This window comes from Nosocomiicoccus sp. HMSC09A07 (assembly GCF_001808485.1).
Classification (GTDB): domain Bacteria; phylum Bacillota; class Bacilli; order Staphylococcales; family Salinicoccaceae; genus Nosocomiicoccus; species Nosocomiicoccus ampullae_A.
This window is the reverse complement of record NZ_KV793648.1, coordinates 1-19,529: the sequence shown is the minus strand read 5'-3', so window position 1 is coordinate 19,529 and position 19,529 is coordinate 1. Positions and strand designations below refer to the sequence as shown.

Below are 19,529 nucleotides of genomic sequence, written 5' to 3'. Positions count from 1 at the left end.
ATCAATATATCTAACAGATTCGACTATTTTTTGTTAATAAGATTGGGCGGGTAGTGTTTTTTTATCCTTAAAGAGATAAAGCACAACTTGTCTAAATATATTTAACATAAATATCGCGATTTTGTTAGTTATCCGGATATAATTAACAAATTCTACCCCGCGCACCACGATTTTGTTAAATATAATTTTTTATATAACAAAAATTGATAAAACACGCGTAATTTTGTTAATTAAATCAATATATCTAACAGATTCGACTATTTTTTGTGAATAAAATCAGCCGGACAGCGTCTTTTTATCTCTTAAAAAGAATAAAAGCCCCGTCCATCCTCACATATCGCACGAACTTTAATCTCTTCCACCGACTCTTCTCATAAAAATACCCCCGCATCACCGAGTGATGCGAGGGGTATACTCAATTACACAACGTCGAAGCCTTGGCTTTCAATTGCTTCTGACATCGCTTCTTTTGTCACGTTGTCCTCGTGTGTTACTGTGACGTCTCCTGCCTCAAGATCCACCGCAGCGCTCGTCACACCGTCTAGTTTTTCGAGTGCTCCTTCAACGGACTGTTTACAATGACCACATGTCATACCTTCGACTTTAATAATTGATTCCATTATATAATCACTCCTATAATTTTACACGTTTTAATCGTAATGCATTTGATACTACACTCACTGAACTAAATGCCATCGCAGCTCCAGCAACCCATGGTGCTAAAAGTCCTAAGGCTGCGATTGGTATTCCGAGTGTATTATAGAAAAACGCCCAGAATAAGTTTTGCTTAATATTACGAATAGTTTTATGGCTCAGTGAAATTGCTTTATGAATGAGTGTTAAGTCTTCACCGAGTATTGTTAAGTCCGCTGCTTCAATCGCAACGTCAGTCCCTGTTCCAATCGCAATACCAATGTCAGCGAGTGCTAAAGCTGGCGCGTCGTTTACACCGTCACCAACCATCCCTACTACTTTACCCGAATTTTGGTATTTTTTAACAACTTCTGCTTTTTCCTCTGGTAAAACTTCTGCAATGACTGTATCAATTCCAACAGTTCTTGCGATTGCTTCTGCTGTACGTTTATTGTCTCCAGTTAGCATGACGACCTCTAATCCGTCTTCATGGAGTAATTTTACCGCTTCTTTTGCAGTATCTTTTACAGTATCTAGTACAGCAATCGTTCCCTTATATTCTCCGTTTACTGCGACAATCATCGCTGTTTTACCGTCATATTCATAGACTTCCATATCATCTGCTGCTGATAAATTAACCGCTCGATCACGCATTAGTTTTCTCGTACCAACTAACACTTCTTTACTTTCAATCGTCGCTTCAATACCATGACCTGGTATTGCTTTAAAATCGTCGACAGATAATAATTCGAGTCCTTCACTTTTAGCGTATTTAACAATTGCATTTGCGAGCGGGTGCTCGGAATGATTCTCTGCACTTGCGAGCAATTGTAATGTCTCATCACTACCAGTATAATCCGTTACTTCTGGTGTGCCGTTCGTGATTGTACCTGTCTTATCTAAAATGATCGTGTCGAGTTGGTGAGTTTTCTCTAAGTGTTCTCCACCTTTAAAGAGAATTCCTTGCTCTGCACCTTTACCCGTACCAACCATAATTGACGTTGGTGTTGCAAGTCCTAACGCACATGGACATGCGATAACTAGTACTGACACACTCGCAACAAGTGCTGGTTCAACTTTACCTGTAATTAAATACCAAAGGATAAATGTCACAATTCCAATTCCAATAACGATTGGAACAAAGTAGTTTGAAATAACGTCTGCCATACGCTGAATAGGTGCTTTCACACCTTGTGCATCTTCAACGATTTTTACGATGGATTGAAGTGCAGTATCTTTACCCACTCTCGTCGCGCGCATTTCTAATGTACCATTTTCGTTTACAGTCGATCCAATTAACTCGTCACCTTTATTTTTTTCGACTGGAATAGATTCACCTGTTAACATTGACTCATCGATTGATGAATTTCCTTTTAATACAATACCATCTACAGGTATCTTTTCACCAGGTTTAATCATTAATATATCGTCAACAACAACTTCTTCAACAGGAATCATTACTTCTTTTCCGTCACGAATAACTCTTGCTTCTCGCGCTTGCATATCAAGAAGTTTTGAAATTGCACTAGACGTTTCGGATTTTGCACGCGCTTCTAAATATTTACCGAATAAGATTAATGTAATAATAACTGCTGACGCTTCAAAATATAAATGTGGTTCTGTACCAAATTTCATCCATTTATACGTCTCATATAAACTGAATAAGAATGCTGCACTTGTACCCATAACGACGAGTACGTCCATATTCGCGTTAAATGTTTTTAAATTTTTATAGGCACTCTTATAAAATTGCCAACCAATTATAAATTGTACGGGTGCTGCGAATGCGAGCTGAAACCAAGGGTTCATGAAAATTGCTGGTAAGTGAACACCTAATAAGTGATCGAGCATTGTTAGTAAAAGTGGTGCCGAAAGAATCGCGCTAATAATGACTTTTCGTTTTAACTTTTCAGTTGCTTCATCTTTTTTAGTAGCACTGTCTGTGTCATCTTCTACTGTTTCAGCATCATATCCGATTTTTTGGATACGTTTAATAATGTCATACTCTGATAATTCTTGTTCGTTATATGTTACTGTCGCTTTTTCTGTCGTTAAGTTAACCGTCGCTGTTTCGACACTATCCATTTTGTTTAGTACTTTTTCGATTCGAGATGAACAAGACGCACACGTCATACCTGTAATATTAAACTCTGACGTCTTCATTTGAACGTCGTATCCAAGGTTTTTAATCTTATCTTTTACGTCTTTGGTCGATAACTTGTCATTATCATATTTAACTGTCGCGAGTTCAGTCGCGAGGTTCACTTGTGCATCTACGCCGTCCATTTTATTTAGTACTTTTTCAATACGTGAAGAACACGCACTACACGTCATGCCTGTAATTTTGAGCGTTTCTTTTTTCTCACTCATTCACTCACCTACTTTTTGAAAATTGTTTTAAAATACGCATTAACTCTTCGATATATTCGTCACCTTCACCTGTTTGAATTGCATCTGTCACGCAATGTTTCATGTGGCGCTCGGTTACTTCTAATCCAACATTATGAAGTGCGGATTCAATCGCACGAAGTTGAATTAAAATATCCATACAATATCTATCGTCTTCGACCATTTTCTCAACACCTCTTACTTGCCCTTCAATTCTTTTTAGGCGGTTAAGAAGTTTCGTTTTTTCTTCATCTGGTCGAATTGTATGTGTCGCTTGCACACTCATCACCTCAACTCTCATTTCCCATTATATACCCTATAGGGGTATAAATCAAATACTTAATATTTAAAGTATAAAATCAATCATTGTAATGTTTTCTAAATGTTGATAATATTTAGATAATTCAAACGAAGTATTAAAGGAGTTATCGTTATGTCACTTAAATTTGTAGAAAGACAACAATTAAAAGAAAAACCAAATATAAAAGAAGTCGCGTTCGGCACAACATTTACAGATTATATGGTCAGTGCAGATTACAATAATGATGATGGGTGGCATGACTTTAAAATTATACCGTACGAACCACTTTCACTCGATCCAAGTGCTGCTGTCTTACACTATGCACAAACGGTATTCGAAGGACTTAAAGCATACAAAGTTGACGGAGAAACCGTCCTCTTTAGACCAGAAGAAAACTTTAAACGTTTAAACCGCTCATTAGAACGACTGTCGATGCCTAAAATCGATGAAAATCAAGCACTCGAGAGTTTAATCGAGTTACTAAAAATAGAAAAAGACTGGGTGCCTAATGGTAAAGGTGAAGCATTATATATTCGTCCTGTCGTATTCGCAACGAGCAAGTCCATTAACGTACTTCCAAGTAGCGAGTATAAGTTTTTAATTATTTTATCGCCAGTTGGTGGATTATTCTCTCAAGATGGACTTGGCACAACTAAAATTTACACTGAAGATAAATACGTCCGTGCAGTTCGCGGAGGTGTGGGTGAAGCAAAATTCGGTGGGAACTACGCTTCAAGTATGCTCGCTCAAGAGTATGCAAACGAAAAAGGTTATAGTCAGGTGCTATGGTTAGATGGTGTTGAACAACAGTATTTAGAAGAAGTCGGTGCTATGAACATATTCTTCGTTAAAAATGGAGAACTATATACACCAAAATTAAACGGATCAATCTTACCAGGCGTGACACGTAAATCAATCATTGAATTCGCGAGAGACCGTGGATATATCGTTCATGAAGACCGCATCCATATCGACGTCTTTAAAAAAGGTTTAGAAGACGGTTCAGTCACTGAAGTGTTCGGTGCAGGTACGGCAGCAGTTGTAGCACCAGTATCACACTTAAATATTCACGGTGAAGAATTACAAGTTGGTGACGGTGAAGTAGGACCAGTCGCAAAAGAAATTTACGACACGTTAACAGGCATTCAAACTAAACGCGTAGAAGATAAATTTAACTGGGTAAAAGAAGTAAAATAAAGCAAAATAAAAAGGCGTTACGATGTAACGCCTTTTCTCTATTCTTCTTCACGACCTGTGTAATATAAATATACGATTGCTAATATAATTAAAACAAATGAGACACTTAATATTACAATCCATGTCGTATTTTTTGGCATCGTTTTTACGTTCGACTCTTGACTCATAAACTTATTTTCTTCGCCTTGGACATTTTTTTCCATAATACGTGGTTGGTATATTTTGTACGCTTCGCTTAATTCATTTGTTGCTTTATCGACATCTGATTGCGTAATATCCTCATCTGATGTGTAGTCTAATAGACGTGATGCCTCTTCTTTAGAAGCTTTTAATTCTTTCGTCATATTATCATCGCCGATTTTACCGACTTCAATGAGTAATGTACGTAGTGAATTTGTATCGACGTCTTGCTGAACTGCTGTGTAGATTGTTTCTGAATACGTCGTTGTGATGACTTCATCATTCTTATCTACAGATTCTACTTTCACTTCGTACATCGTACTCGGGTCTAATCCTTCAATGACAGCACTTAAGTTTGTCGTCGTCTTCACAACTTCGTCATTTACGATAACGTTATAGTGATCTGCATTGAAGTCATCCCAATATAACGTAAATCCATCACTCATAATATCCGTAATCGTAGAGACCTTGTTATGTATACTTTTTATAAAAGCTGCAGTTTTCGGTGCACGTGCTTCTAACACGACTTTCGTATTATCATTTAAATAATAATATGCAAACGCTTCAGCAAAATATTCTTCAACATATTTAAAGTATGGCTGATTCGGAAACATTGCTTCATGTTCTTCAGCATGAATTTGTTGAAATTCATCTTTTTGTGAAATCGTCGTTCCATCGACTAAAAAGCTATCGACGATATGGCCAAACTCGTGAAGTTCTAAATTTACATCTCCGTGGTTGTTTTCAATACCTGGCTCACTCGCTCCTACTCTTACATATGATTCAAAGCCACCGAGTCCAGGAATATCATCCCACGGGTCTGTATGCCCTCTTGGTATGACTCCTTTTAAATAGCTAAACTCGTCGAATTCTGTCATCGGAAGATCAGACAGTATTAATGTCACACCACTTGTTTGCACGTTTTCTAAAATCCGACTATCGATTTTGTTCAGTCGCTCTAAAATATCATTCGTATTCTCCACGTTTTCAGGTGTTTCTTCACTTAAACGGATATCGACAATTTTAGACAAATAAGGATTGACTTCTTTCTCAATTGTCTTAGCATATACTTCTAACGGCATAACAACTAAAAACACTGCTACTAAAGATACTATTACTCTTTTAAACGCACGCATAGTCTCACTCCTAGTATGGACATACTATCATATAAATAGTTGTAATCGCTATATTCACGACTAACTTCCCAAAAAATAGGGTAATTTAACAATATGTTATAGTTATTATATGCGCGTTATCTACTTAAAAATTAAAAGGAGAATACGATGTTAAAGATTAGAAACTTAACAAAAGTCTTTGGTGGAAAGAACACAGCCGTAGACAATATTTCACTGGATATTAAAGAAGGGGAATTTATTGCATTTATTGGTACAAGTGGTAGTGGTAAGACAACTGCACTTCGTATGATCAATAGAATGATCGAACCGACATCCGGGACGATTGAAATTAACGGTAAGGATGTAACATATATGAATCCTGTTGAACTGCGTCGTAGTATCGGATACGTCATTCAACAAATCGGACTTTTACCGCATATGACGATTAAAGAAAATATCGTACTCGTTCCAAAACTATTGAAGTGGTCAGAAGAAAAGAAAGATAAAATCGCTAGCGAACTAATTCAACTTGTAGATTTACCTGAATCATACTTAAACCGTTACCCGTCTGAATTATCAGGTGGACAGCAGCAACGTATTGGAGTTGTCCGCGCGCTCGCTGCTGAACAAGATATCATATTAATGGACGAGCCATTTGGTGCACTCGACCCGATTACTCGTGACACGTTACAAGATTTAGTTAAAGAACTGCAACAAAAATTAAATAAGACATTCATTTTCGTAACACACGATATGGACGAGGCAATTAAACTCGCAGATAGAATCGTCGTCTTATCAAAAGGTAAAATCGTTCAGTTCGATACGCCGGACGAAATTTTAAGAAATCCAGCGAACGACTTCGTACGTGACTTTATTGGACAAAATAGACTGATTCAAGACCGTCCAAACATCAAAACAGTTGAAGAAGCGATGGTTGAAGCGATTAAAATTACACGAGATGCTTCTATTCAAGATGCAATCAATATTATGCGTGAGCGCCGCGTCGACTCAATTTTTGTAACTGAAGAAGACGGTACTCTAATCGGTCACGTCGATATCGAGGATATAAACGAAGCATTCCGTAAAGGATATAACTTAATGGACGCAATTACTGTGAATCAATTCGTCGTGAACATAAACAGTAAACTGCAAGACTCAATGCGTGCGATTTTAAAACGAGGTATTCGTACGATTCCTGTCGTCGATGAAAATCATAAGCTTGTCGGAATTATTACACGTTCAAACCTCGTAGATATCGTATATGACTCAATGTACGGTGAGCCAGAAGTAGAAACTGGGGTTGATAAGTAATGGCTGAAGTTCAAACATTTTTTAGCCAGTACGGGACAGAGTTTTTATTTAAGATTTGGGAACATTTCTACATCTCAATGATTGCTTTAGGTATCGGTATTATAATTGCTGTACCGATTGGGATGCTTCTCGCTCGTACTGAAAAAGTTGGAGACTGGATTTTAACAATTGCTGGTGTACTTCAGACTATACCTACACTTGCGGTTTTAGCATTAATGATTCCGCTATTTGGTATCGGAAAAGTACCTGCAATTATCGCGCTATCGATTTATATTTTACTGCCGATTTTAAATAACACAATCGTCGGTGTTCGCGGTGTAAGTAAAGATGCTAAAGAAGCGGCAGTCGCTATGGGTATGACAAAAAGACAGTTATTATGGCAAGTCGATTTACCGCTTGCGTCACCCCTTATTTTAAGTGGTATTAGACTTGCGAGCGTTTACGTTATTTCATGGGCAACAATCGCGAGCTATATCGGTGCAGGTGGATTAGGTGACTTTATCTTTAACGGATTAAACTTATATGACCCAGTCATGATTGTTATAGCGACAATTGGTGTCACATTACTTGCACTCGTGACTGACTTTATACTCGGAATTATTGAATCAAAAGCAGTACCAAGAGGACTAAACATTTCCAGATAAGGAGACAATTTATGAAGAAATTAACTAAATTTTTTATCATTGTAACACTGTCACTCACTGTCTTATCTGGATGTACACTTCCAGGTTTAAGCGGCAGTGATAAGGACTCTATTAAAATTACGTCACTCGCTACGAGTGAATCTCAAATTTTATCGCACATGGTGCGTTTAATGATTGAACATGAAACTGATGGTGAAATTAAGCCTACGCTAATTAACAACTTAGGCTCTAGTACAATTCAGCATAACGCAGTTTCAAGTGGGGATGCACAGCTTTCAGGTGTGCGCTACTCAGGAACGGATCTTACTGGCGCGTTAGGCGAAGAACCAATTAAAGACCCCGACGAAGCATTAAAAGCAACACAAGATGGTTTTGAAGAACGTTTTGATATGAAGTTTTACGACAGTTACGGTTTTGAAAACTCATACGCATTTTTAGTTTCTAAAGACGTCGCAGAAGAGTTTAATTTAGAAAAAACGTCTGACTTAAAAGATCACGCAGACCAATTAGCATTCGGTGTCGATTCAAGTTGGATGAACCGTAAAGGTGACGGATATCAAGGATTTATCGATACGTATGGATTTTCATTTAATGACATTAGTCCAATGCAAATTGGTTTAGTCTATGATGCTTTAAACGCAAATAGTATTGATGTTGCGTTAGGTTATACGACAGACGGAAGAATCGCAGCATACGATTTAGTCGTATTAGAAGATGATTTACAATTCTTCCCACCGTATGACGCGTCACCATTCGCAACTTTTGAAGCACTTAATAATCATCCTGAAATTGACGTTGCGTTAAGCAAATTAGTTGGTAAAATTTCAACAGAAGAAATGCAACGATTAAACTACCGTGCAGATGGTGAAGGTATCGAACCAGCACTCGTTGCTGAAGAATTTTTAGAAGAACATAACTATTTTGACGATGAAGAAACGGAGGCTAAATAATGGTTCTTTCAAATATATTTACAGAACTATCGACGTATTACTCAAATAACTTTACGTATTTACTTCGCCTCTTTTTTGATCACTTATTAATGTCTGTATACGGAGTATTATTTGCTGCGATTATTGGGATTCCACTCGGTATTTTAATCGCGCGATTTGGTAAACTTGCAAACCCAATTATTACGCTTGCAAATATTATCCAAACAATGCCAGCGTTAGCATTACTTGCTATTTTTATGCTCGTCATGGGACTTGGACAAACAACAGTCGTATTTACAGTGTTTTTATATGCTCTACTACCAATTTTAAAAAACACATATGCTGGAATACGCGGTGTCGACCCAGATATTAAAGATGCTGGAAAAGCGATGGGAATGACGAAAAATCAGGTGTTACGTATGATTGAATTACCACTCGCGTTATCTGTAATTATCGGTGGGCTTCGTATTGCACTCGTCGTTGCGATTGGTGTCGTTGCGATCGGGTCATTCATCGGTGCACCGACGTTATCAGACGTCATCATTCGTGGTACGAATGCAACTGACGGCACAGTATTCATATTAGCAGGTGCATTACCGATTGCTTTAATTGCAATTATTATTGATATTGCATTAAGATTTTTAGAATTTAAATTAGACCCAACTAAAAAGACATCTGCTTAACTGTAGATGTCTTTTCTTAAAGGAGAAATTACTATGGCAATGTTAGACATAAACTTTCACTCAAATACTCTTGGCAAACATCATGAATTTAAAGTTTTTTTACCAGAAACTACTGATATGTTTGAAAATAATGACGTTCAGCCACTTCGTACCCTAACTGTCCTCCACGGATTATCCAGTGATCATACAATGTTTTCAAGATATACAAATTTAGAAATGTATGCAAATGATCACAACTTAGCTGTAATACTACCAAATGCAGATCATTCATTTTACTTAAACATGAAATATGGTCATAGTTATTTAGACCATATTAAAGAAGTCTGGCAATATGCACATAATATACTACCATTATCTAAAAAACGTAAAGATAATTATATTACTGGAAATTCAATGGGTGGTTTTGGTGCATTTTATGTATCATTTAATTTTCCAGAGTTATTTAGTAAAACTATCCCAATGAGTGGCGCTTTAGGCGTAAACGAAGACTTTTTAAACTTCGATTGGTACGATTTTGACATTCAGTCATTAATCGGTGACAACACCGAAATAAAAGAGTCTGAACTAGATAGTGAAACTATTATCCACAGAGCGATTCAAACGCACGGTAAAGAGAATCTTCCTGAAATTTATGTTTTATGTGGTACTGATGATTTCTTAATTGAGTCCAACAAAGTTTTTATTAAACAATTAAAATCAGCAAATCTTAACGTAGAATCTCAATTTAAACCAGGTGGTCATACATGGAGTTATTGGAACGAATCTATTAGAGATGCGGTTGATTGGATATTTAAAGATATAGAAGTCGATAAAAGTAGACAAATCATCAACTGGGTCGGGTAAATAATAATCCCCTTAAAACAAAATCGTTTTAAGGGGTATTTCATTTATTTTAATCCTTTTTCACTAATAAATTCTGAAAGAATAGAATTTAAATTAGGTATTGTGACTTCATTTAAATTATAAAATACACGTGCAGATGACTTTTCAATATTAATCACACGATTTAAATCAATTGGTGTACCGATAATAACGACATCTGCATCAGATTGATTAATAGTTGCTTCTAAATCTTTCAGTTGTTCCTCCCCATATCCCATTGCTGGTAGCACATGATCTAAATGGGGATATTGTTTAAACGTATCTATTAAAGTTCCGACGGCATATGGTTTTGGGTCAATAATTTCTTTTACACCTAATCGCTCTGCTGCTACAGTACCTGCGCCAATCTTCATCTCTCCGTGAGTTAACGTCGGACCATCTTCAACAATTAATACACGTTTATCTTTCACTAATTCAGGGTGGTCTATTGTAACTTCTGATTCTGCTTTAATAATTGTACTATTTGGTGCGACTGCTTTTATATTTTCTTCTACAGTTTCAATATTTTCTTTTTTAGCACTGTCAATTTTGTTAATAATTGTTACGTCTGCAGTGCGTAATGAGACTTCACCTGGGTAATACTCTAGTTCGTGTCCAGCACGATGCGGATCTAGAACAGTAATCGCTAAATCTGTCTCGTAGAAAGAAAAGTCGTTATTACCACCGTCCCATAAAATAACGTCACATCCGTCTGGATCATTTTCTGCTTCATTTAATATCGCTTCATAATCCACACCAGCGTATATAATATTTCCACGTTCAACGTGTGGTTCGTATTCTTCCATTTCTTCAATTGTACAATTATGCTTTTTCAAGTCTTCAATTGTACCAAAGCGTTGGACACGTTGAGCGACTAAGTCACCGTACGGCATTGGATGACGAATCACCACGACGTTTAACCCTTCATTCAGTAATGTCTCTACTACTTTACGAGATGTTTGAGATTTTCCTGTACCTGTACGTGTTGCACATACAGAAATCACAGGTTTACTACTTTTTAATTGTGTATCTTTTAGTCCAAGTAATTTAAAATTCGCACCTGCTGAATTCACACGCGCACCCATTTGCATCACTTTTGTATAATGTACGTCACTATATGCAAATACACATTCATCAACGTCATATCTTTTAATTAATGATTCTAATTCTTCTTCTTTAAAAATTGGAATACCTTCAGGATATAATTCACCCGAAAGTTCTTTAGGGTACTTACGTCCATCGATATCTGGAATTTGTGCTGCTGTGAAAGCAACTACATTATATTCTTCATTATTGCGGTAGTACGTATTAAAATTATGGAAATCGCGTCCTGCTGCTCCTATAATTATTACGTTTTTCTTTGCTTTCATTAACAATCAGCTCCTAAAAATTTTCTATGTAATTAATAATACATATAATTGTATATTAATACAATATATTCTAAATTTTTAAATAAAAAAAGCATTATCGAAAAATCGATAATGCTAATTATTCATATTGATTTCTTATTTAACTATATACCTTTGTCTTCTGAAGTTTCTTCAATATAATTTTGTACTTCTTCAGAGTGCTCTTCAGGCGTATTGTGTAAATAATTATCAAGTTGTTTTTCATCTGGACGAATTGTTAGACCGAGATATTTACGTTCGTTATTTGCATCTTTAAAGAACGCAAATACCATTAAAATTACGACAACACTAAACGGTAATGCGGCAATAATCGCAGCAGACTGAATCGCACTGAGTGCTTCTTCTCCCCCTGCAAGTAGTAATACAACTGCAATTGCAGATAAAGAAATACCCCATATGACTTTCATGATTGTAGATGGTTGTAATGAACCATTAGATGTCTGCATACCAAGAACGAATGTGGCCGAGTCTGCACTCGTTATAAAGAATACTGCAACTAGGAAAATCGCAATCACCGATAGTAATGTACCAAGTGGTAGCTTATCGAATATCGCAAATAGTTGCTCTTCTGGTGCAAGTTCTGCTATCCCTGGGAATTGTAATGCAATGTTCATTCCTGTCGTGCCAAATACACTAAACCAAACAATCGCAATTAATGTTGGTACGAGCATAACTGCTAGGACGAATTCTCGAATTGTACGCCCTCGAGACACACGTGCAATAAATACACCTACAAATGGCGTCCAGCTCAACCACCAACCCCAGTAGTAAATCGTCCAGTCTTGCAACCATTGAGATTTCTGAGGGTTATTAAAACCTGAGTCTAAAGTTTGATACATAAATTCTTGTAAATAGACCCCCGTTGACGTAGTCATCATTGTGAAAATCGCAAGTGTAGGACCTACAATTAATACGATTAAAAATAAAATTCCTGCAAGCACCATATTAGTATTACTTAACAATTGAATCCCTTTAGATAACCCTGTATATGCACTGAGTAAAAAGAGAATTGTAACAACAATAATAATGATAAGTTGAATGGAGAATCCGTTTGGAATTCCAAATAAGTACGTGAGTCCCCCGTTAATTTGAAGTGTACCGACACCAAGAGAGACCGCAACACCAACGACTGTGGCGAAGACTGCGAGAACATCAATGATTGTTCCGAGCCATCCATCCACCTTATCTCCAAAGATTGGACGTAATGTTTTAGAGATTAGACCATTCTCCTCTTTACGAAATGCTGCATAAGCTAATGCAAGCGCAACTACTCCGTACGCTGCCCAAGCGTGAATCCCCCAGTGCATGATCGTCGCACGCATTGCTTCGAGTGCTTGATCTTTTCCACCTTCACCAGTTGAAGGATTCACCATGTGACTAATTGGTTCAGACGCACCATAGAACACTAATCCAATTCCCATTCCTGCACTAAATAACATCGCTAACCAAGAAATCGTCCTGAATTCTGGCTTTTCATCGGGCTTACCGAGCTTTAATTTTCCGATAGGACTGAGCGATAAAAAGATACAGAAAAAGATAAATCCTGTCATAATAATCATATAGTACCAGCCGAGATTGACTGAAATTGCATTCGCTATTTTTCCAGCAATATTTCCAAACTCCTCTGGGAAAAATACACCTATCAATACAAGCAGAAGGACGACTACTACAGAGACTTTAAATACATTTGTTAACCGTTTACCTTCATTGTCTGTCAAAATTTTCTCTCCTTTTGTAATTTTATAACATACTATTATAAGACATTTAACATCTGGTGAGTCAAGAAGAACTCTTATTTTATTCTTTTTTAAAGCATCACACCTTACATTTCGATATGATAATATTATAAATATCCAAATTTATTTTTATAACCGAAAAGAGGTCAACACATATGGCATACGTTGCTGAAACTGAAATCCAATTATTATATGCAGATACGGACATGATGGGTGTGATGTATCACGGAAATTATATAAAATGGCTAGAGCTTGGGAGAATTCAATTAATTGAAGATCTCGGGTTTAGTTATGTTGAAATGGAAAAAGAAGGATTCGTCGCACCGATTCACAACGTTAATATTACGTATAAAAACCCAATTATTTATGGAGACCGTGCATTTGTACGCACGTGGGTAGAAAAGAACACCGGAATTCGCGTGACGTACGGATTCGAAATCGTCAATGAAGCACGTGAAACGTGTGCGGACGGTGAAGTGACATGTATCGTCGGTAAAAAGACAGAAACTGGTTTTCGTCCAGTAAACTTTAAAAAGGCGTACCCAGAATGGTTTAACAAGTACGAAGAAATAAAAGTAAAATAATAAAAAACATTAAAAAACACGTGCGTCTCTATGGTGGGACACACGTGTTTTATTCTTCTAGCGTTAAACCATTTCGCTCGAAAATGAATTTATGCTTATTAAAACTAATTTCCCCGTCACTCATTTCAGCGCGTTCATTTACGATACCCTCTTTAATAAGTGCGCGGAGTTTTTTATCATCATAAAGGATGACCATCTTTTGAGTGATTGTATCATCACCATTCACTGTAAAGTCAAACTTCACAGTCCCTCGTGGTAATTTTTCATATTTTTCTTTTAGTTTTTGTTTTTCATCTTGTAATGACTCTCTCGCGTCTTTTGTCGTCTCATAGCCCCAGTATTTTAAAGGTGCGGTCGTTTCGTAAATCTCTTTTGTTACCACATTGTCTTTATGATATACCGTCACTGTACGATTATACTCTTCAAATGTTCCAGTGAATACGGACTTTTTTGTAGACACACATGCTGTAAGTACGAGTACTAGAGCGAGTAAAGTTATTATTTTAATAATCTTCAATATAAGCACATACCTTTTAACATTGTACGTGTTATATCGTAACATAAATTGCTTATATACGAACAGCTATTACGCTGTTGATAAAACACACACAATCGATTATTCCTGTTCTTTTAGACCGTCTGCTTCGTATTGTTCTTTCGTTTCTTTAAAACTTACTGTTGACGCTGATTTATCACCATCAAGGAAACCAACTTCGATTAATCCTTGAACATTTTCAGGTGTTGTATAATCTAAGTCAAATGTCATGATGATTGCTTGTTTTTCTTCATCGACTTCGACATTTACTTTAACAGCTCCGTCGGGCGCATTGTTAGCAAGTTTTTCATATGCCTCTTGTTGAACCTCTGCTGCTTCTTTTGCTTCATCGTCATTTTCGATACCGCCTGCTTCATAAGACAACTCATATACGAGATGCTCTGACTGTATATCGTCACCTTCAACGACTACTGTTGACTGAACGTCCATGTCGTCAATCGTCCCTGTAAACACGTGTTCTGATGGACCTTTATTACATGCAACAAGTACTATAACCATTAAAGATAATAGTATCGTTCTTAGTTTCATTATTAAAATCTCCCTTATTATTTCTATTATACAATTAAATATTATGTATTAGAATAAGTCTAGAGGAACTTATCCTTTTTCAGTATTACCGCATCTTATTTTACTTCTTTCAAGCCACCCGATTTACTAAGAGTTTCTACTGTTTGTGAATGGCTTACAAAATCTGTACCATTGTAACCTGCCGTTACTACATTCGCATCTGCTAATGCTTTAACATTTTCAGGAGAATCGTAGTTTACGATGTGGAAAACTTTTATCATTTCACTTTCTTCATCGTTAACAATTTCAACACTTGCTATATCCTTAGGAACTCCGTTTAATGCTTTTTCAAACTCTTTACTCTTTTCTTCTATCAATTGTTCTGCATCTTTTTTATTTTCAACATTTATATCTTTGTATGCAACTTCAGACATCTGTACTTCATAGAGTATTTGATCTTTCTCAGTATCTACGACATACATTTTATAAAAATCTTCTACATCATTACTTGCTTCATAATAATACTTGTCGTATTTCTCAACATCTTTTTTATCAGCAACGAGTAGTACTTTTTCGTCTAGCGCTTTTTTATCTATGTTAGAATTTGAAGCAGAATCATCTTCAATCACTCCAAGCTCTTTTAATGACTCGATGAATGACTCATAGCTGACAGTTTCTTCTGTTCCATTACCCTCAACGATATCATACGCTATAAATGTTTGGACGTTCTCTGGGTCAGAGTAGTTATAGAACTTATCATACTTTAAAGCTTTTTCGTCTGGAAGGTTTTCTGCAGTCACTTTTGCGACGTCATCCGGAAGGTCTGATAGTAATTGATCATGATAGGCATTTTCTTGATCAACAAGTTGATTGGCTTCTTCTTCATTTTTTAAGTCATAGTATTCATACGGGATTTTTTCAACTTGATGTAGAGTTAAAAGAATATCATTTTCTTTGTCTGCAGTAATCTCAATATCTACTTCAATACCATCAATGACATTTGAGTAGTGTTCTGTCGTCACTTCACCTTTAGTAGCGTCTTTTTGTAGCGTATCTGTTTGATTACTTGTATTTTCTTTTGCATTATCTTTTTTTGTTTCATTTTCTTTTGACGTATTTTCTTGAGTCGTTTCTTCAGTTTTTTCATCTTTTTTAGTTGAAGTATCTTCGGCTTTGTCATCGGTCGGTGACTGACATGCAGTTAACATCACTATAGCAGCAGATAAAAATAATAGCTTCGCTTTCATGATTACTTACCTCTTTCTAAAATACTCAAAATTTTAAGCGTTTTTATTTTTTACAAATCGAATAAGCGAGTTTACACACTCTTTAAAAGAAAATAGTCCTCCTCTGTCCTAGATTTGAATGACATACATCGCATCACGTATCTCTTTTGTGATTTCTTTCGATCTCCATTCTCTTCTATAACCGAGACACGCACATATATATGTGACGCCATTCTCTATAAAGTTATGACGAAAATGAATATGGCCTGAAACGCTATATTGAATATCATATTCATTGTAGAAATCGTCATATTTTGTTGTACCCATAAATGCATTATAATAATCGAATATTTTATGAGGCATTGGAACACGAAATTTCTTATTCGTTGCAACATGTGTAACGAGGATAATTTTTTTATCTTTAACTTTTTCAAGATCTTTCTTAGTAAGTTCTGCAAAATAGTTCGCAACGTCTACATCTGAGATTTTAAAGTCAATATTAAACTTATCCTGCCAATGACCACCTTTAAACGTTCGGCGCTCTAACTCCTCATAAGAAAATCTTTCGCTCGCAAACGAATAATCATACCACGCAGGACTCCCGACAATTGCCCACTCATCATTAATAATATACGGTTTCTCCAAGAGAGAATTCGGCTGGTGCTTAAAATAATCGTAAATCTCCCACGACGACTTATCATCTCCGCTCGCATTCCAAAAATCATGGTTCCCGGGGATAAAAATCACCTTCACACCCGTCATACCTTCAACTGCTTGAGTGAATCGTTGCGATTCTTTATGATCATTTGAAATATCTCCGGCGATAACGAGTAAATCGAGCACAAGACGGCGCACCTCATTCGAAACCTCACGTAGAAACGTCGATTCGTTAATTTCATCATTATGATATCTATCAACATGCAAATCAGAAATTACACCAATTTTCATAAACATCGTCTCCAAAATTGTATATAGGGATAGTGTAGCAAAGAAGTGATTGTATTTTCACTGACACTATTTCTAATAATGATCTTTACTCTGATATAATAATGATAATTATTTAGGGGGAGAGCTTATGGAAGAACTTCAAATACATAATTTTAACTTTCACAAGGATGATATAAATTCGTTATCTGCAGCTGCTTTTAAAAACTATCCAATCGTTTATATTCTACATAATAATAGAAGTAAGCCGAAAGCTTATATCGGGCAATCGGTTCAAGTAAGAAATCGATTAAATAACCATTTAGCAGATGAAGAAAAAAGAGCCATGGAAAAGGCTCTTGTTATTGAACACAAAAAATTCAATCAATCAGCGACGTATAATATTGAAACAAAACTGATTAATTACTTCATTGCAGACCAGCAATACGAGCTCATTAATAAGAGTCAGATTACTAAGTCGCTGACGCATAATTACTACGAGAAACCAATGTATGACAAAGAAATTTTCGAGTCAATTTGGAATGTTCTTCTCAAAAGAAATATTGTTAAAAATAATATTTTAGAAATCGAAAACAGAGATATTTTTAAACTATCTCCTTATAAAGAATTGTCAGAGTCTCAAATGGATTTAAAAGAGAAAGTGCTCGATTTTTGCGAAAAGTATATCAGTGATAACAAAAAATCTGTCTTCTTTATTAAAGGAGAAGCCGGAACAGGTAAAAGTGTCATTTTAAGTTCTATTTTAAATACACTTCAAGATCTCTCAAAAGACGACAGCTCAAAACTTTACAAAACAGAGAATCACCTTCTTGTGAATCACAATGAAGTGTTAAAAGTATATGAAGATATTTCAAAGAGTCTTGCTAACCTCAAAAAGAAAAACTTTTTAAAGCCAACGACATTTGTAAACCAATCTGAAAATAAAAAAATTAAATCCGACGTCACACTTGTCGATGAAGCACACCTGTTACTCAGTAGAGAAGATAAATTTAACAACTTTAACTTTGATAACCATCTCGAGAAAATTATAGAGCACAGTAAAATCACGATAATCGTATTTGATGATAAACAGTTTTTAAAGCTTAAAAGTTTTTGGTCAGAAGATATGATTAAAACAATTACAAAAAACTTAAACTTTGAAGAATATACGCTCACCGACCAGTTTAGGATGAGAGCAAACGATGACGTTTATACATGGATTGACCAATTTGCCAATCATAAAGAAATTCTTAATTTTCCAAACTATGATGAAAACTACGAATTTAAAATCTTTGAAAGTGCCGGAGAAATGCATCAAGCAATTAAAGAAAAAGATAAGTTACACGGACTCTCTAGAGTCGTCTCAACATTTGACTATACACATAAAAAAGATGGTGCAGATTATTTTATAGAAGAACCCGGGTTTAAGTTGCCTTGGAATCGTACTTATGAAAAATCAACATGGGCAGAAACACCAGAAACCATTAATGAGGTAGGCTCGATTTATACTGTTCAAGGTTTTGACTTAAACTATGTCGGGGTAATTTTAGGTCCATCCGTTTCATACGATGAAGAAAACGACGAAGTTTACATTATTACGAAAAACTATAAAGATAGCGAGGCATTTAGATCTTCATCAAGAGGAACTCCACATTATCAGTTATCAAAAGCAAAAGAAGAGATCATACTGAACTCTATTAACATTTTAATGAAACGTGGGATTCGAGGATTATACATTTACGCAAGTGACGACAAATTAAGAGAAGCATTATTAAAAAAACAAGGCGGTAGATGATATGAAAGACTTAATTAAAGAAATCAATGAATTTAGAGATAAAAGAAACTGGCGTCAGTATCATAACCCAAAAGACTTATCGCTTTCTTTATCACTTGAAGCGTCAGAGTTACTTGAAAACTTTCAGTGGGTATCTGCAGAAGAAGGCACGAAAGAAAACTACCAAAATATAAAAGAAGAACTCGCAGATGTGTTTATATATGGCTTAATGCTCGCAGACGATTTAGACATTGATATGGAAGAAGCGATTCGTGAAAAGCTCGTTATTAATAATAAAAAATATCCAGAACCTAAAGATACAATTTAATCAGTAAATTATTTTTGTTGATGAATGAGCTGTTGGATTTGTCGGCGATCTCTCCTTTTCTCTTTAAATTCCCCGTATCGTCGGCGAATTATAACCTTCACCGTCGCTAACAGGGTTATCGTCGGCGAGTTTTTAAAATACCGACGGTAAACCGAGTATCGTCGGCGAAAAATGGGCTTCTCGGTCAAGTCTTAAATATTGTGTAAAATAAAAATCTCTCTGTTATTCTTTAGCTTCCACGAA

The 19,529-nt window shown here is 36.0% G+C and carries 18 protein-coding genes and 1 pseudogene; 9 read left to right on the top strand and 10 right to left on the bottom strand.

Annotation, left to right across the window (positions count from 1 at the left end; genetic code table 11):
• Positions 1-419: 419 nt before the first annotated feature.
• From HMPREF3177_RS08140 to HMPREF3177_RS08130, 3 genes are read right to left on the bottom strand one after another with little or no spacing between them, the layout of a single operon-like run.
• The gene (locus HMPREF3177_RS08140; protein WP_070458612.1) at positions 420-620 is read right to left on the bottom strand and encodes a cation transporter; all 201 of its coding nucleotides are present in this window, start codon (positions 618-620) and stop codon (positions 420-422) included.
• Positions 621-633: 13 nt separating this feature from the next.
• On the bottom strand, positions 634-3,003 hold the full coding sequence (locus HMPREF3177_RS08135) for a heavy metal translocating P-type ATPase (protein ID WP_070458610.1): 2,370 nt from the start codon (positions 3,001-3,003) through the stop codon (positions 634-636).
• Between the two features lie 4 nt (positions 3,004-3,007).
• Positions 3,008-3,301: a metal-sensing transcriptional repressor gene (locus tag HMPREF3177_RS08130; protein WP_246827420.1), complete on the bottom strand. Its 294-nt coding sequence runs from the start codon at positions 3,299-3,301 to the stop codon at positions 3,008-3,010.
• A 147-nt stretch (positions 3,302-3,448) separates the two neighbouring features.
• Between HMPREF3177_RS08130 and HMPREF3177_RS08125 the strand changes: the two genes are divergently transcribed.
• On the top strand, positions 3,449-4,519 hold the full coding sequence (locus HMPREF3177_RS08125) for a branched-chain amino acid aminotransferase (protein ID WP_148128621.1): 1,071 nt from the start codon (positions 3,449-3,451) through the stop codon (positions 4,517-4,519).
• Positions 4,520-4,557: 38 nt separating this feature from the next.
• Here HMPREF3177_RS08125 and HMPREF3177_RS08120 read toward each other — a convergent pair whose 3' ends face one another.
• A complete protein-coding gene (locus tag HMPREF3177_RS08120; RefSeq protein ID WP_070458600.1) occupies positions 4,558-5,835 on the bottom strand; it encodes an anthrax toxin lethal factor-related metalloendopeptidase in 1,278 nt (425 codons plus the stop codon).
• A gap of 147 nt (positions 5,836-5,982) precedes the next feature.
• On the opposite strand from HMPREF3177_RS08120, the pseudogene HMPREF3177_RS08115 reads away from it, so the two are divergent.
• The 5 genes and pseudogenes from HMPREF3177_RS08115 to HMPREF3177_RS08095 all read left to right on the top strand — a co-directional run.
• Positions 5,983-7,107, top strand: a pseudogene (locus tag HMPREF3177_RS08115) (betaine/proline/choline family ABC transporter ATP-binding protein); the annotation flags it as partial.
• 17 nt (positions 7,108-7,124) lie between these two features.
• Positions 7,125-7,769, top strand: coding sequence for an ABC transporter permease (locus tag HMPREF3177_RS08110; RefSeq protein ID WP_070458597.1), 645 nt, complete (start codon positions 7,125-7,127; stop codon positions 7,767-7,769).
• 11 nt (positions 7,770-7,780) lie between these two features.
• Entirely contained in the window at positions 7,781-8,719 is a 939-nt protein-coding gene (locus tag HMPREF3177_RS08105; protein WP_070458594.1) for an osmoprotectant ABC transporter substrate-binding protein, read from the top strand.
• Positions 8,719-9,381, top strand: a complete 663-nt coding sequence (locus HMPREF3177_RS08100; RefSeq protein ID WP_070458591.1) for an ABC transporter permease — start codon at positions 8,719-8,721, stop codon at positions 9,379-9,381. The genes HMPREF3177_RS08105 and HMPREF3177_RS08100 overlap by 1 nt, the downstream gene beginning before the upstream one ends.
• 33 nt (positions 9,382-9,414) lie before the next feature.
• Positions 9,415-10,224, top strand: coding sequence for an alpha/beta hydrolase (locus HMPREF3177_RS08095; RefSeq protein WP_070458588.1), 810 nt, complete (start codon positions 9,415-9,417; stop codon positions 10,222-10,224).
• Positions 10,225-10,268: 44 nt separating this feature from the next.
• Here the strand turns inward: HMPREF3177_RS08095 and HMPREF3177_RS08090 are convergent, their stop codons facing one another.
• Together HMPREF3177_RS08090 and HMPREF3177_RS08085 are read right to left on the bottom strand one after the other, a co-directional pair.
• Positions 10,269-11,612 carry a cyclic 2,3-diphosphoglycerate synthase gene (locus HMPREF3177_RS08090; protein WP_070458585.1) on the bottom strand — a complete coding sequence of 448 codons (1,344 nt, stop codon included), beginning with the start codon at positions 11,610-11,612 and terminating at the stop codon, positions 10,269-10,271.
• Positions 11,613-11,755: 143 nt separating this feature from the next.
• Positions 11,756-13,369: a BCCT family transporter gene (locus HMPREF3177_RS08085; protein ID WP_070458582.1), complete on the bottom strand. Its 1,614-nt coding sequence runs from the start codon at positions 13,367-13,369 to the stop codon at positions 11,756-11,758.
• Positions 13,370-13,542: 173 nt separating this feature from the next.
• Between HMPREF3177_RS08085 and HMPREF3177_RS08080 the strand changes: the two genes are divergently transcribed.
• Entirely contained in the window at positions 13,543-13,971 is a 429-nt protein-coding gene (locus HMPREF3177_RS08080) for an acyl-CoA thioesterase (RefSeq protein ID WP_040928576.1), read from the top strand.
• Between the two features lie 49 nt (positions 13,972-14,020).
• Here the strand turns inward: HMPREF3177_RS08080 and HMPREF3177_RS08075 are convergent, their stop codons facing one another.
• The 4 genes from HMPREF3177_RS08075 to HMPREF3177_RS08060 all read right to left on the bottom strand — a co-directional run bounded on the left by HMPREF3177_RS08075 (position 14,021) and on the right by HMPREF3177_RS08060 (position 17,208).
• Positions 14,021-14,488: a DUF1307 domain-containing protein gene (locus HMPREF3177_RS08075; RefSeq protein WP_070458579.1), complete on the bottom strand. Its 468-nt coding sequence runs from the start codon at positions 14,486-14,488 to the stop codon at positions 14,021-14,023.
• A 99-nt stretch (positions 14,489-14,587) separates the two neighbouring features.
• A complete protein-coding gene (locus tag HMPREF3177_RS08070; protein WP_070458576.1) occupies positions 14,588-15,055 on the bottom strand; it encodes a DUF1307 domain-containing protein in 468 nt (155 codons plus the stop codon).
• Between the two features lie 95 nt (positions 15,056-15,150).
• Positions 15,151-16,281, bottom strand: coding sequence for a hypothetical protein (locus HMPREF3177_RS08065; protein WP_070458572.1), 1,131 nt, complete (start codon positions 16,279-16,281; stop codon positions 15,151-15,153).
• Positions 16,282-16,389: 108 nt separating this feature from the next.
• Entirely contained in the window at positions 16,390-17,208 is an 819-nt protein-coding gene (locus tag HMPREF3177_RS08060; RefSeq protein ID WP_068130127.1) for a metallophosphoesterase, read from the bottom strand.
• Between the two features lie 127 nt (positions 17,209-17,335).
• Here HMPREF3177_RS08060 and HMPREF3177_RS08055 point away from each other — a divergent pair, with 127 nt between their 5' ends.
• Together HMPREF3177_RS08055 and HMPREF3177_RS08050 are read left to right on the top strand one after the other, a co-directional pair.
• Positions 17,336-18,979, top strand: a complete 1,644-nt coding sequence (locus tag HMPREF3177_RS08055; protein WP_070458569.1) for a DUF2075 domain-containing protein — start codon at positions 17,336-17,338, stop codon at positions 18,977-18,979.
• Between the two features lies 1 nt (position 18,980).
• Positions 18,981-19,286, top strand: a complete 306-nt coding sequence (locus HMPREF3177_RS08050; protein WP_070458567.1) for a MazG-like family protein — start codon at positions 18,981-18,983, stop codon at positions 19,284-19,286.
• Positions 19,287-19,529: the final 243 nt, after the last annotated feature.